At 69.6% G+C, this 24,325-nt stretch carries 22 protein-coding genes; 5 read left to right on the top strand and 17 right to left on the bottom strand.

The annotated features are described in order from the left end of the window. Window positions 1–7: 7 nt before the first annotated feature. The 14 genes from HYV93_16225 to HYV93_16290 form a co-directional block, all read right to left on the bottom strand. Window positions 8–1,021, bottom strand: a complete 1,014-nt coding sequence (locus HYV93_16225; protein MBI2527518.1) for an LLM class flavin-dependent oxidoreductase — start codon at window positions 1,019–1,021, stop codon at window positions 8–10. Beyond that, complete coding sequence (locus HYV93_16230; GenBank protein ID MBI2527519.1) at window positions 1,018–2,049, bottom strand: LLM class flavin-dependent oxidoreductase; 1,032 nt, start codon at window positions 2,047–2,049, stop codon at window positions 1,018–1,020. Before HYV93_16230 ends, HYV93_16225 begins: the two co-directional genes overlap by 4 nt. 31 nt (window positions 2,050–2,080) lie before the next feature. Next, window positions 2,081–3,232, bottom strand: coding sequence for an acyl-CoA dehydrogenase family protein (locus tag HYV93_16235; GenBank protein MBI2527520.1), 1,152 nt, complete (start codon window positions 3,230–3,232; stop codon window positions 2,081–2,083). After that, window positions 3,229–4,221 carry an LLM class flavin-dependent oxidoreductase gene (locus tag HYV93_16240; protein MBI2527521.1) on the bottom strand — a complete coding sequence of 331 codons (993 nt, stop codon included), beginning with the start codon at window positions 4,219–4,221 and terminating at the stop codon, window positions 3,229–3,231. Before HYV93_16240 ends, HYV93_16235 begins: the two co-directional genes overlap by 4 nt. 148 nt (window positions 4,222–4,369) lie before the next feature. After that, window positions 4,370–6,055, bottom strand: a complete 1,686-nt coding sequence (locus tag HYV93_16245; GenBank protein MBI2527522.1) for a methylmalonyl-CoA mutase — start codon at window positions 6,053–6,055, stop codon at window positions 4,370–4,372. A gap of 11 nt (window positions 6,056–6,066) precedes the next feature. After that, complete coding sequence (locus tag HYV93_16250; GenBank protein MBI2527523.1) at window positions 6,067–6,843, bottom strand: hypothetical protein; 777 nt, start codon at window positions 6,841–6,843, stop codon at window positions 6,067–6,069. Window positions 6,844–6,883: 40 nt separating this feature from the next. After that, window positions 6,884–8,272, bottom strand: a complete 1,389-nt coding sequence (locus HYV93_16255; protein ID MBI2527524.1) for an MmgE/PrpD family protein — start codon at window positions 8,270–8,272, stop codon at window positions 6,884–6,886. Beyond that, window positions 8,269–9,636, bottom strand: coding sequence for an adenylosuccinate lyase (gene purB, locus HYV93_16260; protein ID MBI2527525.1), 1,368 nt, complete (start codon window positions 9,634–9,636; stop codon window positions 8,269–8,271). The genes HYV93_16255 and purB overlap by 4 nt, the downstream gene beginning before the upstream one ends. A 2-nt stretch (window positions 9,637–9,638) precedes the next feature. After that, window positions 9,639–11,267 (bottom strand): AMP-binding protein, encoded by a 1,629-nt coding sequence (locus HYV93_16265; protein MBI2527526.1) that lies wholly within the window; start codon window positions 11,265–11,267, stop codon window positions 9,639–9,641. Between the two features lie 19 nt (window positions 11,268–11,286). Further along, window positions 11,287–13,311 (bottom strand): TRAP transporter fused permease subunit, encoded by a 2,025-nt coding sequence (locus HYV93_16270; GenBank protein ID MBI2527527.1) that lies wholly within the window; start codon window positions 13,309–13,311, stop codon window positions 11,287–11,289. Window positions 13,312–13,314: 3 nt separating this feature from the next. Next, window positions 13,315–14,301, bottom strand: a complete 987-nt coding sequence (locus HYV93_16275) for a TAXI family TRAP transporter solute-binding subunit (GenBank protein ID MBI2527528.1) — start codon at window positions 14,299–14,301, stop codon at window positions 13,315–13,317. Further along, window positions 14,301–14,546, bottom strand: coding sequence for a hypothetical protein (locus HYV93_16280; protein ID MBI2527529.1), 246 nt, complete (start codon window positions 14,544–14,546; stop codon window positions 14,301–14,303). Before HYV93_16280 ends, HYV93_16275 begins: the two co-directional genes overlap by 1 nt. After that, window positions 14,530–14,973 carry a cobalamin B12-binding domain-containing protein gene (locus HYV93_16285; protein ID MBI2527530.1) on the bottom strand — a complete coding sequence of 148 codons (444 nt, stop codon included), beginning with the start codon at window positions 14,971–14,973 and terminating at the stop codon, window positions 14,530–14,532. The genes HYV93_16280 and HYV93_16285 overlap by 17 nt, the downstream gene beginning before the upstream one ends. Before the next feature lie 5 nt (window positions 14,974–14,978). Continuing rightward, a complete protein-coding gene (locus HYV93_16290; protein MBI2527531.1) occupies window positions 14,979–16,127 on the bottom strand; it encodes an acyl-CoA dehydrogenase family protein in 1,149 nt (382 codons plus the stop codon). A gap of 484 nt (window positions 16,128–16,611) precedes the next feature. On the opposite strand from HYV93_16290, the gene HYV93_16295 reads away from it, so the two are divergent. The 4 genes from HYV93_16295 to HYV93_16310 are packed head-to-tail and all read left to right on the top strand — an operon-like array spanning window position 16,612 to window position 19,099. Next, a complete protein-coding gene (locus HYV93_16295; protein ID MBI2527532.1) occupies window positions 16,612–17,505 on the top strand; it encodes a polysaccharide deacetylase family protein in 894 nt (297 codons plus the stop codon). Beyond that, window positions 17,430–18,272 (top strand): MFS transporter, encoded by an 843-nt coding sequence (locus tag HYV93_16300; protein MBI2527533.1) that lies wholly within the window; start codon window positions 17,430–17,432, stop codon window positions 18,270–18,272. Before HYV93_16295 ends, HYV93_16300 begins: the two co-directional genes overlap by 76 nt. After that, window positions 18,242–18,595: an aspartyl protease family protein gene (locus HYV93_16305; GenBank protein ID MBI2527534.1), complete on the top strand. Its 354-nt coding sequence runs from the start codon at window positions 18,242–18,244 to the stop codon at window positions 18,593–18,595. The genes HYV93_16300 and HYV93_16305 overlap by 31 nt, the downstream gene beginning before the upstream one ends. A 36-nt stretch (window positions 18,596–18,631) precedes the next feature. Then, entirely contained in the window at window positions 18,632–19,099 is a 468-nt protein-coding gene (locus tag HYV93_16310; GenBank protein MBI2527535.1) for a DinB family protein, read from the top strand. Between the two features lie 42 nt (window positions 19,100–19,141). On the opposite strand, the gene HYV93_16315 is transcribed toward HYV93_16310, so the two are convergent. After that, window positions 19,142–19,672 carry a hypothetical protein gene (locus tag HYV93_16315; protein ID MBI2527536.1) on the bottom strand — a complete coding sequence of 177 codons (531 nt, stop codon included), beginning with the start codon at window positions 19,670–19,672 and terminating at the stop codon, window positions 19,142–19,144. Next, window positions 19,669–23,046 (bottom strand): AAA family ATPase, encoded by a 3,378-nt coding sequence (locus HYV93_16320; GenBank protein MBI2527537.1) that lies wholly within the window; start codon window positions 23,044–23,046, stop codon window positions 19,669–19,671. The genes HYV93_16315 and HYV93_16320 overlap by 4 nt, the downstream gene beginning before the upstream one ends. A 227-nt stretch (window positions 23,047–23,273) precedes the next feature. Between HYV93_16320 and HYV93_16325 the strand changes: the two genes are divergently transcribed. Further along, a complete protein-coding gene (locus HYV93_16325; GenBank protein ID MBI2527538.1) occupies window positions 23,274–23,711 on the top strand; it encodes a hypothetical protein in 438 nt (145 codons plus the stop codon). Window positions 23,712–24,088: 377 nt separating this feature from the next. Here the strand turns inward: HYV93_16325 and HYV93_16330 are convergent, their stop codons facing one another. Further along, window positions 24,089–24,310, bottom strand: coding sequence for a hypothetical protein (locus tag HYV93_16330; GenBank protein ID MBI2527539.1), 222 nt, complete (start codon window positions 24,308–24,310; stop codon window positions 24,089–24,091). Window positions 24,311–24,325 lie beyond the last annotated feature (15 nt).

Here is a 24,325-nt window from a genome sequence, read left to right on the forward strand (position 1 = left end):
TTCCCTCCTAGCGGCTGATCTCCGACTTGAGCGCGGGAATGACGGCCTCTCCGATGAGGCGGATCGTCCGCAGCACCTTCGCGGGTTCGATTCCCGGCCACTGCACCCGGAAGAGGAAGTGATTGACGCCGAGGGCCGCGTGGAGCGATGTGATCGCCCGGATGCAGTCCGCCGGATTGCCGATGATGAACCGGTCGGTGAGCAATTGCTCCATGTTGTAGTAGTCGTCGACCTGCTCGCCGCTCCGGCGCTTCCACTGCGCATACGCGGAGTACTTATTGCGGAGGTACGGCTCGGCCTCGCCGCGCGCCGCCGTCCGGTCGGGCGCCACGTACGTCTCGGCGATCATCGCGATCTCGGGGTCGCCCGACTTCCCCGCGGCGACGCGCGCGTCCCGGTAGAGCTTCACCTGCCGCTGGACCTGCTGGAGCTCGTCGGTCGGCGTGATGATCCACGCGTCTCCGAGCCGCGCCGCGCGCTCCACCGCCACGTCCTTCTTCGCGCCGATCCAGATCGGCGGGTGAGGCTTCTGCACGGGGCGCGTCTTCGTCGTCACGTTCTCGACCTGGAAGTGCTCTCCCTGGAACGTCACCGAGTCCTCGGTCCAGAGCTTCTTCATCAGCGCGAGCGACTCCTCGAACCGCTGGACGCGCGCGCTCCGCTTGAGTCCGAACGCCGCGAATTCGTTGTCGCGGTACCCGAGGCCCACGCCGAGCACGAGCCGGCCGCCACAGATCGCGTCGAGGGTCGCGACGTGCTCCGCCATGTCGACCGGATGGTAGAGCGGGAGAATCAGCACCCCCGTACCGAAGATCATCCGGGGCCCCTCCGCCGCCAGCCGGGCGAGCAGGGCCAGCGGGTGGAAGTACGCGTACGGGTTGGCGAGCGCGTGGTGCGCGAAGAACACGGAGTCGAGCCCATAGGCGTACGCCGTCGCCACCTGCTCGGCGTGCTGGCGCACCTTCTCGGCGAAATCCTCGGTGGGGGAATGCTGCGCAGAGATGAGGAGGCCGTATTTCACGACGGCATCGTCCTTCCTTGATCCGGGGATGCGGCCCTCAGGGCCGGCATGACCTCGCGGCCGATCAGATGGATCGTCCTGAGGACCTTGTCTCGCTCCATCCCGGGCCACTCGACCCGGAACAGGACATGATCGACGCCCAGCCGCGTGTGCAGTGACTTCAGCATCACGACACAGCGCTCCGGGTCCCCGATGATGAAGCGTTCGGTGAAGAGCCGCTCCATGCCGGTCGATTCGTCGCCCCGCGTCCCCGTGCTCTTCCACCGGGCGTAAGCGCCGTACTTGTTGCGCAGGTACGGCTCGACGTCGCTCCGCGCGCTCGCCGCGTCAGGAGCCACGTACGTCTCGACCATCATCGGGATTCCCGAGTCCGCGTCCTTTCCGGCCTCCAGACGGGTCTCGCGGTAGAGCGTCAGCTGTCGCTCCATGAGCGCGAGCTCGTCGGTCGGCGTCAGCAGCCAGGCGTCGCCCACTCGGGCCGCGCGTTTCACGGCCGCGTCGGTATGAGCGCCGAGCCAGATCGGCGGACCTGGCTTCTGGACCGGCCTCGTCTTCGTGCTGACGTTGTCGATGTGGAAGTGCCGCCCGTGGAAGCTCACCGTGTCTTCGGTCCAGAGCTTCTTCAGCAGCACGAGCGCCTCTTCGAGCCGCGACGCCCGCGTGCGCCTGTCGACTCCAAACGCCCTGAACTCCTCGTCGCGATAGCCCAAGCCGACCCCGAGGATGAACTTGCCATCGCAGATCGCGTCGAGCGTCGCGATGTACTCCGCGAGCCCGACCGGATGGTAGAGCGGCAGCAACAGCACGGCGGTGCCGAACACCATTCCCGGCCCCTCAGCAGCCAGCCGGGCGAGCATCGGCAAGGGCTGCAGGTAGCTGTACGGTTCGGCCAGGAAGTGCTGGCCGAGGAAGACGGAGTCGAAGCCGAGCGCGTGCGCCAGCCGGACCTGCTCCACATGCTCGGCGACCTTGGCGACGGGAGAGTCCACCGCGAAATGCTGCGGCGACACGAACAGGCCGAATCTCATCTCGGCGCCTCGGGCCGACGCGCCCGTGCCTTCAATCACTCGGTCGCTGCGGAAAGCGCTGGTGGAAGATCTCCTCCGCGATCCGGTTCTTCAGGATCTCGACCGTGCCGCCCGCGATCATCCAGCCGCGGGTCCGGCGCATCAGGTACTCGAGCGGATACTCCGCCGAGTAGCCGTAGCCGCCGAGGACCTGCAGGCACTCGTTGGCGACCTCGAACCCCGCGGTGTTCGCGTAGGCCTTGGCGAGTGCCGTGTCGAGCGCGCTCGGCGCGCCGCGGTCGGCGTGGGTGGCGGCCCGGTAGAGCAGGAGCCGCGCCGCCTCGAGCTTCATCTTCATCTCGGCGAACTTCCACTGGATCCCCTGGAACTCGGCGAGCGGCCGGCCAAACTGCCGGCGCTCCGCCGCGTAGCCGACGGCGTAGTCGAACGCCGCCTGGCCGAGCGCGAGCGAGCGGGTCGCGTTGCCAAGCCGTTCAATGTTGAACGTCATGATCAGCCGGCCGAAGCCGCCCGCGGGCACGACGATCAGCTCGACGGGCACCGCGCACTCCTCGAAGTAGAGCGGCGTCCACCGCTCCCCCGACATGAAGTGCGCGGGCTCGCCCCTGCGGAAGCCCGGCGTGTCGCGCGGCACGAGCACGGCGCCGATGCCGCGGACGCCGGGGCCGAAGCGCACGTAGACGAGGAACAGGGTCGCGTGAGGACCGTTGGTCGTGAAGACCTTCTGCCCGTTGATGACGACCCGATCACCCTCGATTCGGGCGCTCGTGCGGAGATCGGTCGCCGCCGAGCCCGCCTCCGGCTCCGTGAGCCCGACGGCCATCAGCGCCTCCCCCGCCAGCAACGCGGGCAGGAAGGTCGCCTTCTGCGCCGCCGTCCCCCATCCCGCGAGGATGCGGATCGCGCCGAAGTTGCCCGCGTGGACGACGTCGCCGCTTCGCGGACAGACCTGCGCCACCTGCTCGAGCGCGAGCACGGCGTCGAGGAGCTTGCCGCCCTGGCCGCCATCCGCCTCGGGGATCGTCAGGCCGAGGAGTCCGGCCCTGGCGAGCGTCCGTGCACGATCCCACGGGAAAGCGTCGCGCCGGGTCCAGTCCAGCGCGTCGGTGCGGAATTCACGCTCCGCCAGCTCACGCGCCGTCCGCTGGATCAGCTGCTGCTCGGGCGTGAGATCGAAATTCACGCGGCACCGACGGCGGCCCGGACTGCCGGAGCCACGTCCTTCGCGAAGAGCTCCATCGAACGCTGAACCGCCTCGAGTGGGATGCCCGGCGCGTGCATCCGGCAGATGAAGTGGCGGAAGCCGAGCTGCCGGTGGAAGGCGAGGATCCTCGCCGCGCACTCCGCGGGATCGCCGACGATGAACCGGTTCTCGGCGAAGCTCTCGAAGGTCACGTCCTCGGGTTTCATTCCACGGAACCGCGGGTGCCACTGGATATAGGTGTGCCGGTAGAGCCCGAGGAAGGCCTCGCCCGCGACCTTCAGCGCTTCCGCGCGCGTCTGGCCCACGAACACCTCGCGGGAGACCACGATCTCCCGGTCGCCGGCCGGGACCCCCGCCTCGCGCACCGCCTCCCAGTACGCCGCCGTGCCTCGCGCCAGCTCGTCGAGGTCTCCGGCGGGGCTGGCGACCCAGGCGTCGGCGATGACGGCCGCGCGGCGGATCGCCTTGTCGACGGCGGCACCGATCCATATCCGCGGGCGCGGGCGCTGGACCGGGCGGGGATGGATCGTGACGCGTGGAACCGTGTGGAAGTGGCCTTTCACGGTCACCTCCTCGGTCGTCCAGAGCGCCTTGATGATCTCGGCGCCCTCCACGAGCCGGTCGACCCGCTCCCGCATCGGCACACCGAACAGCTGGAACTCCTCGTCCCGGTAGCCGAGGCCCAGACCGAGCACGAAGCGCCCGTTCGACATCACGTCGAGGAAGGCGCCGGCCTCAGCCACCTCGACCGGATGGTGGAGCGGCAGGACCACCACGTACGAACCAATCTTGATCCGCGTCGTCCGGGTGGCGTAGCCCGCCAGCGCGAGGAGCGGCGACGGGCAGACGAGGGGATCCCCGTGGTGCTCCACCGCCCAGACGGAGTCAAAGCCGAGCGTCTCGGCGAGGGTCGCTTCCCGGATCGCGTCGCCATAGTCCCACTTGCAGGGGATCAGTCCGAACTCCATCTCGACTCCTCATGGATTCTGGCTTCGATGAGAGAACGCTTCGCGCCCCACGCCTCTCCCCGCGCCCACGAACGCGCCGGTGGCGCACGCCGCCCACACGTCGCGGGAGGAACAGGCCAGGATGCCGGGCACACGGTGGGGCCGCGGCTCAGAAGAGGGCCGGCTCGTTGTACGCGCCGAAGACGTCCTTGAGCGCCCCGCAGATCTCGCCGACCGTGGCGTAGGCGTCGACTGCGTCCACGATCGCCGGCATGACGCTCGCGTCGCCCGACGCCGCCGCGCGCACCTCGTCCAGCGCCTGCCGCACCCGGGCGTTGTCGCGGCTCCGGCGGAGCTCCGCGAGGGCACGCACCTGGTAGGCCTCGTCCTCGGGGTTGAACTCGTACGGCTTCATCGCCTGGGGTTCCTTCTTCTCGGCGACGAACTTGTTCACGCCGACCCGGACAAGGTCTCCCGACTCGAACTCGCGCTGGATCGTGTAGGCGTCCTCCATGATCGCGCGCTGGACGTGGCCGCGCTCGATCGCCTTCACCATCCCGCCGAGCGCGTCGATCGTGTCCAGCTCCTTGCGGATCCGCTCCTCCATCTCGGAGGTGAGCCACTCCACGTAGTACGAGCCGCCGAGCGGGTCGACGACACTGCGGAGGTTCGCCTCCCAGGCGACGATCTCCTGGGTGCGGATGGAGGCGAGCACGGCATCCCGGCTCGGGATGCCGAGCACCTCGTCCATCGTGCGCAGGCCGATCATCTGCACACCGGACAGCGCCCCGACGAGGCACGCGATCGCGTTCCGCGTCTGGTTGTCGACGGGATGGGGCCGGCACATCGTCGAGCCGCCGTTCGTGCTGAAGACCCGCATCATCATCGCGTCGGGGTTCTTCACGCCGTAGCGCTCGTGCACCAGGCGCGCGAAGAGTCGCCGCTGGGCACGGAGCTTCGCGATCTCCCCGAAGAAGTCGGTGTGGTCCTGGCAGACGGCGAACGAGAAGCGCGAGGCGAAGCGCTCGACGTCGCCGCCGCGGCGCGCGACCGCGTCCATGTAGGCGAGCGCGTTGCCGAGGGCAAAGGCCGCTTCGTGGACGAGGCTCGCGCCGGCTTCCGACAGGTGCACTTGCCCCAGGTTCACCGGCCAGTACTCCGGCAGATGGTCGATGCAGTACATGAAGCTGTCGACGGCGAGCCGCATGCCGTGCTCGACGGGATAGATGAAGTTCCCCCGGCAGATGTACTCCTTCAGGATGTCGTTCTGCAGGCTCCCCTTGAGCACGCGCGGATCGATCCCCTGCTTCTTCGCCACGCTCACGTGCATGGCGAGCGTCATCACCGACTGCGCGTTGGACACCGAGTTGACGAAGATCGAGTTGACGTCGATGCCGTCGAAGACCGTCTCCCAGTCGCGGAGCGAGTTCATCGTCAGGCCGACCTTGCCGACCTCGCCGCGCGCGCGCGGGTCGTCGGAGTCGTAGCCGAGCTGGGTCGGCAGGTCGAACGCCAGCGACAGCGCGTTCTGCCCCTGGTGGATCATCGCCTTGAACAGCCGGTTCGTCTCCGCGGCCGTCGAGATGCCGGCGTACTGGCGGATGCGCCACGGCGCCGCCCGGTACATCGACGGCGTGATGCCGCGCGTGTACGGGAACTCGCCCGGGAACCCGAGATCCTGCAGGTACTCGAACCGCTTCTCCGCGAGGTCGACCGGCGTGTAGACGCGCTTGAGCGGAATCCCCGAGTCGTTCACGAACTCGGGCTTCTCCTCTGCGGCGAACGCCTCCTGGTTCGCCGTCTCCCACGCCTCGCGCGCCGCCTGGAGCTTCTTCAGATAATCGTCGGCGTCCATCGCGTCTCCTTTCAGTGGCCCTGCCCGTAGACGGTCCTGACGGACTCGAGCACGTGCGCGGGCGGCCGCGCGTAGCGCGTTCGGCGACTGGGCGCGAGTCCCGCCGCCCACAGGTCCACCATCCCCTCCGCGAGCTTGACCGCCACCGCCGTCCCGTCGATCACCGGCGCGTCGTCGATCTGCGTGACCTTGTTCACGCGCAGCAGCAGGTTGAGGATGCCGCACGCCGGGATCAGCACCTCGGCGCCCTCGGCGATCGAGCGCCGCCCGGCCTCGATGAACCGATCGATGATCGGCGCCGGCTCCGCGAACGCCTGCCCGAGATCCGGCAGCGACACGCGGCAGTACACGGGCCGGATCCCCCGCGGGGCGAGCCCGTACGCCGTCGCGTTCTCCCACACCCGCGCGCCCACGCGCTCGTTCCGGGTGATGAGCCCGAACCGCTCCCCGAGCGTCGTCGCCACGAGCATCGAGCTCTCGCCGATCGACACGACCGGGATGTCGAGCACGCTCCTGAGCTCCGTGAGCCCTGGATCGTCCCAGCAGTTCACCACGAACCCCGCGAACCCGTGCCGCTGCGCCTCGATCCCGTTCTCGATGATCTGCCGCGTGTGAAGATACTCGACGTACACGTAGTCGAGCTCCGGCACCATCACCCTCGCCCCATGCACCTCGATCTCCGCACCCGGCCGCGCGATCCCGCTCACGTGCTCCGCGAGCGCCCGCCGGTACACCTCATACCTCGCGTCCGTCTCGAGCGCCGCCGCACTCTGCACCCAAAGCCGCATCGCCAGTCTCCTTTCCGTCACCCTTCGCCACCGCCAGAGATCAGCACGACCCCTCACCCGCCATGATGGAGACGAGCGACGACACCGCGTCCGCTCGGTCCTCGAGGTGCGCGAGTACACCGAGCGCGCGCTCGGTGACAGAGCCGCGCCCGCCGGCGGCCATGCAGCTCCGGAACTTGCGCTCGGCGCCGCCGCCCGCGAGGTCTTCGCGGCACGTCTCCGGCGTCGCCTCGACGCCGACGCGCACGCCGCTCGCGAGCGCGACCTCGACGCGCGCCGGCGCGATCATCCCGGCTGCGCGCGTGCCGAGCGCCTCGTCAACGTCCACCTGCATGCGCCCGATCAGCCCTCGCGTCACCGGATCGCGCAGTCCTTCGGCGGAGAACGCCGCGAGCCCGACCTCGCCGGTCGCGAGCGCGGCGGCCACCGCGTACGGCAGGCTGAACTGGGCGACTGGCACCGTCGCAGGCGCGAACCGCACCGCGCGCGGCTCGACGACGATCGCCGCCGTCTTCGGCGCCACGGTGACGCGCACCGCGGCGATCGCCTCCACGGCGAGCGAATGCGCCGCGCGGAGCCGGAGCGCCGCCGCGATCGCGGGATGCGAGCACCGGCAGCACGGATACGGCTTCATGTCGGTCTCCACCGCGTGGAAGACTTCGCCGAGCCCGTCGACGACCGCCGACGCGTCCGCGATCCCATCGGCGCGCGCGAGCCCCCTCCGCCCCTCGAGGAAGTTCCACGGCCCGGTGATCCCGGCCGCCGCGAGGCACACCGCGCGGAGCGCCGCCTCGGCGACGAACCCCTGCTGAAGCCGGATCGAGAGCGCGCCATCCTCGTAGCTCTGGAGCTCGCCGGCCGAGAGGCAGAACGCGAGGCCAAGCGCGTGCCGCGTGCGCGCGACGTCGAGCCCCAGCATGCGCGCCGCGGCAACCGTCGGGCCGAGCACGCGCGAGAGGGGCACGCGCGCCGCGTCCGGGTCCGTCGGGCCCCGCCCGAGCGCGAGCCGAATCATCACCTCGGCGCCCACGGCGACGGCCGCGACGAGATCCGCGCCGGAGCCCCCACCCGCCAGCTCGCCGGCCGCGACCGCCGCGGGCACGAGGTACGCGCTCGGGTGGAACGGGATCGCGTCGAACACGTCGTCGAAGTCGAGCGCCCGCGAGGCCGACGCGTTGACGAGCACCGCGTGCGGCGAGGGGACGCGGTCGCGTGAGCCCCAGAGCGTCGCCTCGGGCTTCCCGCCCCAGGCGCGGACGAGCCCGCGCGCCTCGACGATCCCAGCCGCGTCGCGACCACCGATCGCGACCCCGATCGTGTCCATCACCGCTTGCGCCGCCCACGCGCGCATGGGCGCCGGCAGGTCGGCGACGGTCGTCTTCGTCGCGAACGCGAGGAGCGCATCGGTCGCGGCGCCCGCCTCGGTCACGCCCCGTACCTCGCGCGCGCCCGGCGGGCGACGTCGAGCGCCTGCTCGGCGCCCGTGCCGATGTACGTCTCCGCGTCGCAGAGCGTCTCGAGGTCGCGCGTGGTGAGGAGCGCGCGCACTTCCGCGCGCGCGCCGAGCGCCTCCGCGAGCGGGATCGACTTCGCGTAGCAGTCCATGGCCGCCTCGTAGACGAGCCGGTGCGCCGCCGGCTTGCCCAGCTTCTCCGCGAGCGCGATCATCACGCGTTCGGCGACGATGAGGCCGTGGGTCGACCGCAGATTCGCGAGCATCCGCGCCTGATCGACGACGAGTCCCTTCAGGATGTGCCGCGTGTCGTGGAGCGCCCGGGCGGCAAGCATGAACATCGCCGGCAGCGCGACGAAGCTCGCCGCGAAGAGCGAGGTGTCGTTCTCGTGCTCGATCTCCTGCGCGTCGAGCACGGAGACCGAGAGCCCCCGCAGCACCTTCGCGATGCCCCAGATGTTCTCGCAGCGAAGCGGGTTCCGCTTCTGCGGCAGGCTGCTCGACCCCACCTGGTCGCCGCTCCGGAAGCCCTCGCTCAGCTCGCCGACCTCGGTCTTCTGGAGGAGGTAGATCTCGTGCGCGATCTTGCCGAGCGACGATCCGACGCTCGCGAGCACGCCCGCGAGCTCCGCGTGGCGGTCGCGCTGGAGCATGTGCGTCACGATCTCCGGTACGCCGAGCCCGAGCGAGTCGAGCGCGAGCCGCTGGATCTCCTCGCCACGTGGACCGAACGCGGCCTGGGTGCCGACGGCACCGGTGAGGTTCCCGACGAGCACGCGCCCGCGACACGCGTCGAGCCGGTCGAGGTGCCGGCCCATCTCCGCCAGCCAGATGGCGAGCTTGAAGCCGAAGGTGATGGGCAGCGCGTGCTGGCCGTGCGTCCGGCCCGCCATGAGCGTCCGCGCGTGGCGCTCGGTCAGCTCGATGAGGAGCCGGTGGATGCCCTGGAGGTCCGCCTGGACGACCTCCACCGCCTCCTTCAGGAGGAGGGCGAGCCCCGTGTCGAGCACGTCCGGCGAGCTCGCGCCGTAGTGCACCCACTTCTCGGCGCCGTGCTCGATCACCGGCGACCAGCCGCGGAGGACGCCGACGATCAGGTGCCCGGCGCGCTTGATCTCGGCGCGCACGCGCTCCAGGTCGACGAGCTCGGCCTTCGCCTTGCGCGTGATCTCCTCGGCCGCCTCCGCCGGCACCATCCCGACCTTCGCCTGCGCGCGCGCGAGCGCGGCTTCGACGTCGAGCCACTTCTGAAGCAGGTTCCGCTCCTCCCACACCGCGCGCATCGCCGGCGTGTTGAACTCGGAGCCGAGCGTCACGTAGTCGAAGGCGCTCGAGGCCATGGTCAGACCTTCCCCTCGCGCTCGAGCTTCGTGCGGATGTCGTCCTCGAGCGCGCGCCGCAGCACCTTGCCGCCCTCGCCCGTCGTCGGCAGGTCGTCGAGGAGCTCGACGCGCTCGGGGAACTTGTACTTGGCGACGTCGCGCGCGGCGAGGAACTCGGCGAGGGACTCGACGGTGACCGTGGCGCCCGGCGCCGGCACGACGTACGCGCAGCAACGCTCGCCGAGCACGCGGTCGGGCATCTTCACGATCGCCATCTGCCGGACGCCGGGATGGTCCTGGAGGAGTCCCTCGACCTCCGTCGGGCTGATGTTGATCCCGCCGCGGATGACGATCTCCTTCTTGCGCCCGACGATCGTCAGATAGCCCGCCGCGTCGATCACGCCGAGGTCGCCGCTCCGGAACCACCCGTCGCCGTCAAACAGCTGCCGGTAGGCGTCCGGGTTGGCCCAGAAGCCGACCGAGAGGTTCGGCCCGCGGTAGACGAGCTCGCCTGGGGTGCCGACCGGCTGCGCATGCCCGGCATCGTCCACGATGCGCATCTCCATGCCGGGCATGAGGCGCCCCACGGTGCGGTAGCGCTTGTCCGGCGGGTCGTCCATCGAGGTGCAGGTCGGGATACCGCCCTCGACAGCGCCGTAGGCGCTCATCGTGACGCAGCCCATCCGGCGCTCGACCTCCTCGGCGGCGCTCGGCGGAATCGCGGCGCCCCCGTTGACGAAGAGGCGGAACGCGCGCAGGTCGTAGCGCTCGACGTCGGGCACCTGGAGCATCTTCACGATCTGTGTGGGCACGGCGATGGCCGCCGTCGCCCGCGTGTCGGCGAGCCAGCGGAGCGCGCCCTCGGGAGTGAAGTGCTCGAGGAGCGCCATCGTGCAGCCGGCGAGGATGGGCGCCGCGACGCCGATCCAGTAGCCGACGCCGCGCGCGATCGGCGCGAGTCCTGCCACGACGTCGGTCCCCGTCAGGAACCCGCGCGAGCCGACGAACTGCTTCGTCGTCGTGAGGAAGCAGTTGGGCGTCCGCACGACGAGCTTCGGCGCGGCCGTGCTGCCCGAGGTCGTCACGATGAGGTCCACGTCGTTCGGGCCGGGGCGGGCGGCGCGGAGCCGTTCCGCGGCGCGCGGGTCCACGGTGAGCCCGCCGAGCGGCGGCAGCGCGCGCCAGCCGTCGGGCACGCCGGCCGTCGGGCGCGCCGCCATGACTGTCCGGAGGCCGGGCAGCGCCTGGCGCATGGGCGCGTACTCCTCGACGTAGTCGCGCCCGCGGTACTGAGCGGGCGCGACGAAGCCCATCGCCGCCGTCGCGCCCAGCACGTACTCGACCTCCTTCCGCCGCCAGTCCGCCGGCATCGGGACCGCGACGGCGCCGATCTTCGCCAGCGCGAACCGCGTCGCGACGAACTCGCGCCAGTTCGGCAGCTGGATGCCGAAGCGGTCCCCCTTCGTCGCGCCGAGGTCCAGCAGGTGAAGCGCGAGCCCATCGACCGCCCGCCGCAGCTCCGCGTACGTGAGCGACCCGGACGCGTCGATGAGCGCCGGGCGGTCCGGCGCGCGCTCGGCCGTCTCGTCGAGGTAATCGGTCCAGATGCGCGAACCCCAGAAGCCCGCCTCCGTGTAGCGGGCGATCATCTCGGACGTGACGACAGTCTCAATGGGAATGATCGGTGGCTCCCTTGACGTCGGTGACCAGCGATTCGTGCAATGCGCCGAACTCCCCCGCTGCCCGCGCGCGAGCCCGGCGCCTCCGCACCAGCTGGACCGCGATCACCACCGCCAACGTGCCGGCGCCGAACGGGACCGTCGTGGCGGTGGGTCTCGTGAGAAGCAGCGCCGCACCGACCAGGAGGCCGCGCTCGAGCCAGGTCGCCCTGGTGAGCAGCCAGCCCTGGAAGGCCGCGGCAAGCGCGCCCGTCCCGAGGATCGCCGTGGTCGACACGAAGGCGACCTGGAGCAGCTCGCCCCTGAGCAGCAGCTCCGGGGCGTACACGAACATGTACGGGATCAGGAAGGCCGCGATCCCGATGCGGCAGGCCTCCCATCCCGTCTTCTGCATGCTCGCGCCCGCGATGCCTGCGGCCGCGAACGCCGCCATCGCGACCGGAGGCGTGATCCCGGAGATCGAGCTGAAGTAGAAGGCGAACATGTGCGCGCCCATGAGGGGCGCGCCGAGCTGGACGAGCGCCGGAACGACCAGCGTGGCGAGGATGATGTAGTCGGCGGTGGTCGTCAGCCCGAGCCCGAGGATGAACGAGGCGATCATCGTGAGGAACAGCGCGAACCAGAGCTGTCCGCCGGCGGCGTTGATCAGGAGCGTCGACAGGCGATCGCCCACGCCCGAGGCCGTCATCGCGCCGATGAAGATGCCCGCGCCCGCGCATGCCGTCGACACCGGCACGGCCAGCTTCGCGCCGTCGATGAGCACCCCGAGCAGCCGCCGGGGCTCCATCCGCGAACTCGGCCGCACGAAGCTCACGACGAACGCGGCGATCACGCTCCAGAATCCCGCGCGGATCACCGACGAGCCGTTCGCGAGCAGGCCGACCAGCACGAGCAGGGGCACGACGAGGTACCCCTCGTGCCGGAGCACGTGGAGCACCCGCGGCACCGCGTTCCGGTCGAGGCCGCGGAGATCGTGCTTGCACGCCTCGAAGTGCACCATGAGCAGCAGTGACACGTAGTAGAGGGTGGCGGGGATCGCCGCCGCGAGCGCGACGGTCGCGTAACTCACGCCGATGAGCTCGGCCATCACGAAGGCCGTGGCACCCATGACCGGCGGCATGATCTGGCCGCCCGAGGAGGCGACGGCCTCGATGGCGCCGGCGACGTAGGGCCGGTAGCCGATCTTCTTCATCAGCGGGATCGTGAAGGTCCCCACGCCGACGACGTTCGCGACGCTGCTGCCCGAGATCGTGCCGAAGAGGCCGCTCGCCATCACCGCGGCCTTCGCGGGGCCGCCGGTCTGCCGCCCGAACATCGCCATCGCGATGTCGATGAAGAATTTCCCGGTCCCGCACCGCATGAGGAACACGGCGAGGATGATGTAGAGCGTGAGGTAGTCGGCCATGACCATGATGGGCAGTCCGAAGATGCCCATCGAGAGGACGACCTCGATCTTCAGCAGCCCGTCCCACGGGGTCGGCGGCCCGTAGAAGATGAACGGGAAATGGTCGGCGAACAACGCGTGGACGAGGAAGAACACCACGACCAGGACGAGCACGATGCCGTCCGTGCGCCGGACCGCTTCGAGCACCAGCGCCATCAGCACGAGCGCCATCACGACGTCGAACGCGCTGAGGGGTTCCCACTCCTTCGAGAGAAAGGCGTCGACGTCGTGCAGCACCCACACCGTGACGGTGGCCACCGCCGCGAGCACGGCGCCGTCGACGGCACGCGCGGCCGCCACGGTGAACCGCCCCTTCGCGCGGAGTGGGAACACGAGGAACACGAGGAACAGCATCAGGGAGACGTGGACCATGCGGTGCGTCATCGCCTGAGGCTGCGCGAAGTACCCCATGAGGAGGTGATAGACACTGAAGACCAGCGCGGTGAGCGCGACGAGGAACGCGATGCCACGAGCCGACCACGGCCGGGACCGATCGAGGAAGTCGTCGAGCGAGCTGCGCCGGCTGGCGCCGGCAGACGTCTCGAGGTCGAGCGGCGTGTCGGAATCCATCGCCTACGGTCCGACCCGGAGCCCTTTCGCTTGGTAGTAGCGGGCGGCGCCGGGATGCACGGCAATCGTGTTGCCGCGGAGCGCCTGCTCGAACGTGATGGACTTCGCGAAGCCGCCGATCTTCTTGAACTCCTCGAGGTTGTCCCACAGCGCGGCGGTGATCCCCTCCGCCACGGCATCGGGCATGTTCGCCGGCACGATGAGGGCGGTGACGACGGAGAAGGTCCTGTAGTCCTCCTTCATCGCCTTGTAGGTGCCGGCCGGGATCACGTCGATCACGAGGCCCGGGATGCGGGTCGTGATCGCCTTCAGATACGCGTCGCCCAACGGGAGGAAGCGCAGGGTCATCCCCGTCTCCGCCTCGAGGATCCACGACGACGGTGCGCCGGTGTTCCGGTAGATCAGATCGATCTGGTTGTTCTTCATCATCTCGGCGGCCGGCCCGTCGCTGACGTAGTGGATGACGCCGCCGCGCTTCAAGAGATCCTCGACCGAGGAGCCGTAGATCTGGAGGCTCTGCTCGACGTGCCGGTACGTCTGGGAGCCCTTGCTGATCCCCTGGACCCGCACGGGCTTGGTCGCGATGTCCTTGAACTCCTTGATCTGGCTCTCGGCGCGCACGAACGCGTGCGCGGGCACCGTGTGGATCGACGCGAGGAAGCGGACGTTCTTCGCTTCCTTGCCCTTCCACTGGCCGAGCCCATGGGCGACCTCGTGCACGACGTCGGCGGTGGTGATGCCGAGCTGCGCCCGGCTGTCGTTCACGTTGACGACGTTCGCCACCGTGGCGCCGGGGCTCGCGCTCGCCGTGACGCCCTTGACCGACCGGTTGATGAGCTCCGCCAGCTTGCTGCCCGTGATGCCCCAGCTGCCCTCGGGCGTGCCGCCCACGATGCGCACGAACTTGTAGTCCCCCTGCGCGGCGGCGCCGGACGCGAAGGCGCCGAGGACGAGCAGTGTCACGAGACCGACCCTGAGGATCCTGTCCATCATTCTCTCCCTCTCCCGCGCGCGCCCTCGCCGTGTCCGGCGCCCGCGCGCCCTCGCGTTTCTCCGGGGGGCGGGGCACCCCGGGTGGACACCGCGAAGACGACCAGCACCGCGACGATGAGCGCGACCAGGAGCGCCGCGAACAGATGAAACCGCATGAGCTGGAGGTTCCGCATCCCCATGACGGTGAGGGCCACGAACAGCGCGACGAGCGCCGCCGCCTGGATCTTACCGGCGTGCCGCACCGGCTCGCCGCTCCGCCACCGCCTCGCGCAGGAACGTGACGACCGTGTCCGTGCGCGTATCGACGTCGAAGATCTCCCGCACGCCGAGCGCCTTGAGCGCCGCGACCTCGCGCTCGTCGGGGATGAAGCCGCCGGCGACGACGAGGATGTCGTCCGCGACGTGCTGCTCCCGGAGGAGCTCCATGATCCGCGACAGCGCCCCCATGTGACCGCCGGACAGGATGCTGACGCCGATCGCGTCGACGTCCTCCTGGACCGCGATCGCGACGATCTGCTCGCAGGTCTGGTGGAGCCCGGTGTAGAGCGCCTCGAACCCGGCGTCGCGCAGCGCGCGCGCGATGACCTTGACGCCCCGGTCGTGGCCGTCCAGGCCGGGCTTGGCGAGGAGCACGCGAATCGGTTTCGAGCCGCCGTCTGTGTGCGCCATCCTCATCATTCCTCCAGCAAGCCGCGCGCGATGATCACGCGCTGGATCTCCGAAGTGCCCTCGACGATCCGCCAGAGCCGCACCTCGCGGTACATGCGCTCGATCGGCAGCTCGCTCATGTACCCCATGCCCCCGTGGATCTGGACGGCGCGATCCGCGACCCGCCCGACCATCTCCGCGCAGAAGAGCTTCACCATCGAGGCGTCGCGTCTGACGTCACGCCCCTGCTCGAGCTCGCGCGCCACCGAGTAGAGGAGCGCGCGGCCGGCGGCCATCTCAGTCGCCGAATCGGCGAGCATCCACTGGATCCCCTGATTCCGCCCGATCGGCCTGCCGAACTGGACACGCTCCTTCGCGTAGGCGACGCTCATCTCGAGGAGCCGCCGGGCCGTCCCCACGCACTTGGCCGCGACGTTCAGCCGTCCCTGGGCCAGCGTGCTCATCGCCACCGCGAACCCGCCGCCCACCTTGCCGATCACGTTCGCGGCCGGGATCCGACAGTCCTCGAACACGAGCTCGCCGGCGGGCACGACGTCCGTCCCCATCGTCCTGTGAGGCGGACCGATGACGAACCCCGGCGTCCCGCGCTCCACGAGGAACGCGGTGATCCCCTTGCGCCGCGGCGTCGCCGTCCGATCGGTCACCGCCATCACGGTGAAGAGGCCGGCCACGGTGGCGCGCGAGATGAAGTGCTTGCGCCCGTTCAGGACGAAGCCGCCGTCGACCGCTGCCGCGCTGGTCTCGATCGCCTCGGCGTCCGAGCCCGCCGGGGGTTCCGAGTTGGCGAAGGCCGCGATCAGCTCGCCGCGCGCCATCGGGCGGAGGTATCTCGCTTTCTGCTCCTCGGTGCCGAAGTGCACGAGCGCGTGGCCGCCGATCCCGTTGTTGCCGGCGATGAGCGTCCCGAAGGCCGAGTGGGTCTGTCCCATTTCCTCCTGGAGCAGGCAGTAGGGGACGACGCCGAGCCCGGCGCCGCCGTACTCGACCGGGATCGTGAGGCCGAAGTAGCCGCCCTTCCGCAGCATTTCGATGACGCGCTCGGGAATCTCGCCCGTCCGCTCGATCGACCCGACCGCGGGCTCGAGCTCGCGCTGGACAAACTGCCGGACGCTGCTCACGAGGAGCTCGAATTCGTCCGGAATCTCCCACCTCATGAGACCCTCCGCACAGTCGTGCGGCAAGCTGGGTGCGTCACGTCGAGATCGTGCTCTCGGACCGGTAGCGGTCGCCGGGACCTAGGAGGACACCGCGAACTCGACCTGCCTGCCGTCGGCCGGGACGTACGTGCGCGTCATCTGATGAATCCGCGGGGAACCCACGGCCACGCGGAGCGCCTGGCAAGCCCGCTCAGCGAGCAGCGACGGATTCGCACGGACCGGACAAGGACGACAAGGCCGGCAGTGTGCGTCTTCACAGGCGCCTACATACACGGGCACGAGTCCAACACAGCCGGCATCGGACTGTCAAGGGCCTACGTGGTGACGTGCTGGGTCCGGTCTTCCTTCCAGGTGGTGCGGTAGAGGAACTCGAGCAGCACGAGCCTCACTCTCCGCCCACCGTCGTCATGTGTGTTACGCTTCGCACGCTTGCCGGGCGACCGGCCACACCACGACACGAGGTACAGAGGACGAACACGACATGCTGCCGACGCACGGGCGCTACGAGTACTCGAACATCACGAGGCGGCCTGACTATTCCTGGCCCGGCGGACACCGGCTGGCCGTCTACGTCGCGCTGAACATCGAGGCCTTCGGCTTCGGGATCGGCAAGGGCGCGGCCATCGCCCCTCCGGACCAAGCGCAGAGCCACAGCGTCTACAGCTGGCGGGACTACGGCAACCGCGTGGGCATCTGGCGTCTGTTCGAGCTGCTCGACACGCTCGGGATCCCGGCCGAGGCCCAGATGAACACTGCGATCTACGAGATGGCGCCGGACATCCCCGAGCGGCTGCGGGCGCGGGGCGACGAGATCCTCGGTCACGGCGTGACCAACTCCGAGGAACAGGGGCATCTCGGCGAGGATCAGGAGCGCGCGTTGATCGAGGGGGTCACGGCCACGATCGCGCGGCACGAAGGGGCCCGGCCCATCGGCTGGATGAGCCCCTGGCTCTCGAACAGCGCGGCCACGATGGACCTGTTGCAGGAGGCCGGCTACCGCTACGTGATGGACTGGACGATGGACGATCAGCCCATCTGGATCCGCACGCGTAAGGGCCGGATCCTCGCCATGCCGTATCCGATCGAGGTGAACGACACGCGCGGGATCGTCTGGTACCGCTACACCGCGGACGAGTTCGCCGACATGATCGTCGACCAGTTCGACGAGATGCTGGGACAGTCGGCGCGCCAGCCGCTCGTCTGCCCGGTCTCGCTCCACCCGTTCGTCATCGGTCGCCCGTATCGCATCCGCCGGCTGCGCCGGGCCCTGCAGCACATCCTCGAGCACCGGGATCAGGTCTGGCTGACGCGCCCACGCGACATCTGTGCGCACATCGAGTCGCTGCCGGCCGGCACGGTCCCCGGCAGCCGCTGACATCGCACCGCGAGCCGACGCACCGCGGGGAGACCACCGTTTCCGTCGTCGAGAAGCGCAAGTTCCGCTGGTACCTCGGTTGCGTCGCCGCCTGGTTCACCAGCTTCGGGATCCAGACGATCGTCTTCCCGTGGCTCGTCGCCGTCGTCCTCAAGGAGCCAGCCCAGCGCGTGGGCATCGCCCAGATGGCGATGATGGCGCCCGCCATCGTCTTCATGCTGCTGGGCGGCGCCGTCGCGGATCGCGCCGACTGCAGGCGCCTCCTGCTTCGCTACCACCTCCTGGCCGCGCTCGCGCCCCTCGGGCTGGCGGGCATCGTCGCCGTCGGCGCGCTCGGCTATTCCGCGCTCCTCGGCTACGGGATCGTCATGGGCACGCTGGGCGCCTTCGTGGTGCCCGCGCGCGACGCGCTCCTCACGCGCGTGGTGCGCCAGGGCAGGGAGCGCGCCATCGCAGTGCCCTCTGCCGGCCAGTTCATCTGCCAGCTGGTCGGCATCGTCGTGGTGGGGTGGGCGGGATGGAGCGGCGCGCAAGCGCTCCTCGTGGGCCAGACCGTCATTCTCGCCGCCGGCGCGGCCGCAGTCTCACGCCTCGCGCCCGCGCCGTCCGCCGCCCCGCACCGGCACGACGAGAGCCGGCTTGCGGCGATGCGGGACGGCCTCCGCGAGGTGGCGCGCTCCCGTATCGGCTCTTCGACACTTGCGGGGTTCTTGGCGCTCGGCGTAGAGTTGGGTCTATGGGATTGTTCCGCGTACGGGGGCGCCTGACTGGACCCACGGGCCGCAGCGAAGACGCCGAGCTCCTCGTCGACACTGGAGCCACGCTGCTCGTGGTCCCGCGCGAGCTGGCCGAGCGGCTGCAACTGGCGGTCCGGCGCTCCCAGCCGGTAGTGATCGCCGGGGGCCAGCGGGCCGAGTGGCCTGTGGCCGAAGTGAGCCTGTCCCTCAATGGCGCGGACGTCACCACGCCTTGCTTCATCGCGCCCGCTGGTCCCGCGCTCCTGGGCGCTGTCGCGTTCGAGAGCCTCTTCCTGGCGGTGGACCCTGTCGCGAAGCGCCTGATTCCCGTCGAGGGGTTCGTCGGCTGTTGACGTCGTAAGCCGCGACCCCCAGCTGCGGAGGCACAGATGCCCACGACAGCGGAGAGGCTGGACAGGATGGGTCGGACGTGCGATGAGCTGGCAGCCGCCATCGCGGGCCCATCGGAATCGGGCCTCGACAGGCGACCGACGGCGACGGCATGGTCTGCGAAGGACGTTGTGTGCCACCTGCGGGACGTGGAAGAGTTCTATCTCGGCAGGATCCAGCTCATCCTCGCCAACCAGGAGCCGACGCTCGTCCTCCTCGATCCCGACCGGTGGGCAGAAGACCGGCAGTACTCACGGAACGACGCGCTGGAGGCCCTGCGCGCCTTCCGCGCGCGGCGAGATGAGACGCTGAAGTTCCTGGGCGCGCTCACCGTGGAACAGTGGGAGCGAGGCGCGACGCACCCGATCCGGGGCCGGATCACGATCCGCAACATCGTCCATAGCATGGCCCGGCACGACGACGTGCATCTCGACCAGCTCAGGCGGGCGCTCGCCGGCTCTCCGTGACCGGAGCGGCCGGCGGGATGTCCTCAGCGCGGGCGGGTCGAGCTACGCTCCCGCCCTCGGGAGGACCCACAGGCCGGGCATGTAGCTCTGCTCGAAGGTCCCGTCGAGATGCCGGGAGACCACCGGGACGAGCTGCGGGCCGGGCTCGGCGGGGGTGATCCGGAGCGTGACCTCGAAGCGCACGATGTTGCGCTCCAGCAGCGTGTACTTCCGCCTCCCGGCCGAGAAGACGAAGCCCACCCACTCGGCCCCGGCAGGCGTCCCCAGGGTCTTGTGAAGATCGCTCACCAAGCTCGGGTCCGGGCGCAGGACGACTTCCCCGTCACCCACCCGTGCATATGCGAGCCGCTCGATCCGCTGGCCCTTCTTGATCAGGAGCCCGATCTTGTACCCGCGTTCATCCCACGTGACGAGGTGCGACTGAAGGTCGGCCTCGGTCGCCGCGGCGGGGCCAGCCAGAGCCCAGCAGACCCCTCCCTGCACCTCGAGCCCTGTCTTATCGTACGTCGAGCTGCGCTCGGGGTGGAACAGGTACCCGAGGTACATCTTCCGACGCAGGTCAGCGATGCTCATGTGATGGTCTCCCTGGCCAATTCACGCTCGCCGTGCCGGACCCAGGACGCCATGCCCAGAGCACCGAAGAGCTGGATGGCCGCCAGGACCTGGGCATGCGCCCTGTCTCGCTGGGCCGTCTTCACGTAGAGTCTCCCGAGCCCGAGATGGCAGTGGGCGGCCAGAGGCCGCATGCCGAGCTGCTCGGCTCTCTCGAGCGCCTGCCGAAAGAGATCCTCCGCTTCCCCGACGCCCGGGGGATGGCCACTCGCGGCAATCATACCCCGAAGACGCAACGCCCACGCGGCGAAGCCGCGCGCCCTGATGCCCTCCAGGAACTGGAGCGCTTGCGCTCCGAGCGCGGCCGCCTCGGCGACCTCGCCACCCATCAGCAGGGCCTCGCCGTGGGCGAGAAGCCTGACGCCGTGGCCGAGCGGGGATCCGGCCAGACCGATCGATTCCGCCTGTTCTGAGGCTTCCTCGAGAAGCTGCAACGCCTCCCCGAGGCGACCAGCCAGGACATACGCGGACGCCAGGGTCGACGCGATGTGGCGGAACCAGAGAACATTTGCGCCCCGGCTCAGCTCCACCGCGCGTTCCAGGACTCGGACGGCGCTCTCCGGCTCGCCCTTGCGCACGTGGACATAGCCAATTCCGAACCACGCGAGCGGCAAGCTCACCGTATGTCCGGCGCGCTCCGCGATCTCGCGGCCTTCCTCTGCGAGCGCCAGGCCTTCCTCGAACTCGCCGAGCTCGCTCAGCGCGCGTGCCGACGACACTCGCGCGTAGACGGAAGGCAGATTGGCCATGCCGAAGCGTTGATACACGGCGTCCCCTCGCAGCAGCCCGACGGTCCGCCGTCCGAGGTCGATCGCCTCCCGGAAGTCCGCGAGAGTGAAATGGGCCGAGGCGAGAAACGCTGTCGACGTGACCTGCCCGGCGAGGTCCCCTTGAGCCACTGCGATCGACAGGGCCCGCCGGCCGTACTCGAGCCCTTGCTCGGCGTCCCCGACGACCTGGAAGTAGTTCGTCAGGAATGAATGGACGAGCCCGAGTCGCCGCTGGTCGCCAAGCTCCACGGCCAGGCCTTCCGCCTCGCGCAGGCAGCCGAGGACCTCCGTGAATCGCCCGAGCGGAATCAGCGCATATCGTAGCTCGAGCCGGAGGTCAATGCCCGCCTCGACGGTCTGTCGTGTCTTGGGGAGACGCTGAAGCACGTCAAGCGCCCGCGCGAACCACGCGGCCGCCGCTTCCGGTGCCGAGTGGCTGAAGGCGCGCGCCCCGGCCTGACGGAGATATCCGAAGGCCTTTCCCCACAACTCTCCGTTCACCGCGTGATGTGCGAGGCGTTCGACGTGCTCGCCCAGCCGGTCGGCATCCTGGGTCTCGACGGCCTCGACGATCCGCGCGTGGAGTGCCCGGCGCTGCTCCTGCAGGAGACTGCCGTACGCCACCTCATGCGTCAGGGAGTGCTTGAAGGTGTACTCGAGTTCCGGGACGCGATTCAGGTCGTAGAGGAACTCCGCCGCCTGGAGGTGCGCGAGTCCGCGCTGGATCTCATCCTCGGGCGCCTCGACAATGGCCTGCAGCAGGCGGAACGGGACATCCTTGCCGATCACGGCCGCGGACTGGAGCAGCCGCTTTCCCGCCGGAGGGAGGCGATCGATCCGGTCCGCCAGGACCGCTTGCACGGTCGCCGGGACTCGGATCTTCGCGATGGCCCCCTCGAGGCGCTGCCGGCCGGGCACCCCGGCGAGCGCTCCCGTCTCCACAAGCGTTCGGACGGTTTCTTCCAGGAAGAACGGGTTCGCGTCCGTCCGCTCGATCAACAGACGCTTGAGCGACGCGAGCCTGCTGCCTCCCCCGAGGAGGCTCGCCAGCAATTCTTCGGCGTTCTGCCGCGGCAGCGGGTCGATCCGTAGCTGCGTGCAATAACTCTTGCCAGGCCAGCTGTTCTGATATTCGTGGCGGTAGTTGACGAGAAGGAGGAGCCGCGCAGCCGGGATGCTGTCCACGAGCAGATCCAGGAACGCCTGCGTCTCCGCATCGATCCAATGCAGGTCCTCGAAGACCAGGATGATCGGATGCCGCTGGCTCTCGCGGACGAACAGGTGCCTCACAGCGTCGAGCGTCCGGCGTCGACGAGCGGGCGGATCCAGCATCTCCCACCGGGGGTCCTCGACCGGGACGTCCAGGAGCACCAGAAGCGCCGGGATCGCGGGCTGCAGGGCCTCGTCAAGGGTGAGCACCTTTCCCGTGATCTTTTCGCGGACATCCCGCGGATCGTCCCGCTCGCCGATCCTGAAGTACCCCTTCAGGAGGTCGGTCAGCGGCAGATACGGGGTGGTCGTGCCATACGAAACACAGCGGCTCTCGAGGATCAGCCAGCCCTGCGTTCGGTGCGAATGGATGAACTCGTAGAACAGGCGGGACTTCCCGACCCCGGGCTCTCCGACGACCGCCACGACCTGCCCGTGGCCCGCGGAGGTCCGCTGGAGGGCGCGGTGAACGCCTTCCATCTCCGTCTGGCGGCCGACGAACGGCGTGAGGCCCCGAGCCACGGCGGCCTGCAGCCGCGTGCGCGTCGGCGGCACGCCGACCAGCTCGAACACCTCCACCGGCCCCGGGAGCCCCTTCACGGGGATCGGCCCCAGGGCCTTGACCTCGACGAAGCCCTCGGCGAGGCGAAGCGTCTCGGAGGTGAGCCGGATGGTTGCCGGGAGGGCGAGCTGCTCCATCCGGGCGGCCAGGTGCGTCGTCTGTCCCACCGCGGAATAGTCCATGTGAAGATCGTTGCTGATGGCCCGCACCACGACTTCACCGGAGTGGAGGCCGACTCGGATCTGCACCTCACACCCGTGCACGCGACGGACCTCCTCGGTGTACCGCTGGATCCGCGCCTGCATCGCCAGTGCGGCATAGCAGGCCCTGACGGCGTGATCTTCGTGGGCCAGGGGGGCACCGAAGAGCGCCATGATCCCATCGCCCATGATCTGGTTGACGGTGCCCTCGTACTGGTGGACGGCAGCGATCATGTGCTCGAGAACCGGATCCACCAGTGCCCGCGCCTCCTCGGGATCACGATCGGCCAGCAGCTCCATCGAGCTTTTCAGGTCCGCGAAGAGCACCGTGACCTGTTTGCGTTCTCCTTCGAGCGCGCTCCGGGCGGCCAGGATCCTCTCCGCGAGGTGCCGGGGCGTGTAGCTGTCGGGGGAGGCGAACCGCGGCTGGGCTGTCTCCCCGGGACCTGCAGGCGTGCCGCAGCGGTGGCAGAACCGGGAGCCAGGGAGCAGATCGGCGCTGCAGGACGGACACTTCGCGATGACACGCGCCCCGCACTCGACACAGAAGCGCGCGTGAGCGTCGTTCTCGTGCTGGCATCGGGGGCACTTCATGAGCGGCCTCCAGCAAGGATATCCTGAAGACGAGCGACGAGAGTCTAGTTTCTCTCGAGGCAGATGTGGTGGAGCCTGATCCGCTTGATCTTCATGTCACGCCCTGGCCTCCTATCCGAGACCCATCATGCGCGCGCTCAACCCCCGACCAACTAGCGCCAAGAGCCTAACTCATCGAGGGACGTTTCACCATCGTCTCGGAGCGCATCCTTGCCACAGAATGGGCAGTGCGTCGGTTTCCCAGACCCACGGATGACGGTGACGCCCCCTCTCCGCTCGTTCACCGCAAACGCCTTCCCGCAACTGCACCGCCACCAGGTCGGCTTGTCTCCAGCCATCGACAGCTGGCCAATCGCACGGGCCTGACCATCACGACCTGCCACTTCCCGCCGGGGACCAGCAAGTGGAACACGATCGAGCATCGGCTGTTCTCGTACATCAGCCGCAACTGGCGGGGGCAGCCGCTGGTGAGTCTGGCGGTGATCGTCAACCTGATCGGCGCCACCCGGACCGCCACCGGTCTGCGGGTGCGGTACGAGCTGGATCGCGGAATATACCCGCAAGGCCGGACCATCTCCGGTGCGCAACTCGCCGCCCTCCGCCTCACGCCTCATCGGTTTCACGGGGACTGGAACTACACCATCCATCCGGTCCGCCGACGATAGATCGTTGATTTATTGTCTTACGAGCCCTTAGCGCCACTACGGCTGCGGCGGCGGTCGGCGCGCCAGGTCCGGCCGCCCTCCGCGAACCCGGGCCCGGGCCCGGGAGGGCCCCGTCGGGGTGGGCGAAGGCGAGCGTGGGCATCGTGATCGGGCGCGGGCCCCGAGTCCCTCCGGCAGGGGCGCGGGCTCGCGGTCAGGAAGCGGGCAGAGGGGTGCGGCGGCGGGGCCAGGGGGGCGGGGGAGCCGGAGCGGGCCGGGGGGGCGAGGATGGCCTGTACGACGCGGGGGTCCTGGACGGTTGGGATGACGCGCAGCCGGGAGCGATCCCTGGGGGGCCTGGTCCGCACGCGCCGCCACCTCCGAGTGCGGGCTTCATGTCAGATCCACACGCCCCACACCCGGCGCCGGCCGCCCGCGGGCCCGACCCCGAGGACCCCGTTGATGATGGCTGCGCTGCGCGCCCGGAACACATCGCAGAAGAGCTCAGCGGGCCGGAGCAGCGGGGCCGCCAGGGTGGCGAAGTTGCAGCGGCACAGCGGGGAGCCGTAGTCGGCGGGATGCCACGGTTGGGCACCCGACTGGCTCGCATGTATACTCATGCGAGGGGGCCTGTC

The sequence above is a fragment of the Candidatus Rokuibacteriota bacterium genome (assembly GCA_016188005.1).
GTDB lineage: Bacteria > Methylomirabilota > Methylomirabilia > Rokubacteriales > CSP1-6 > UBA12499.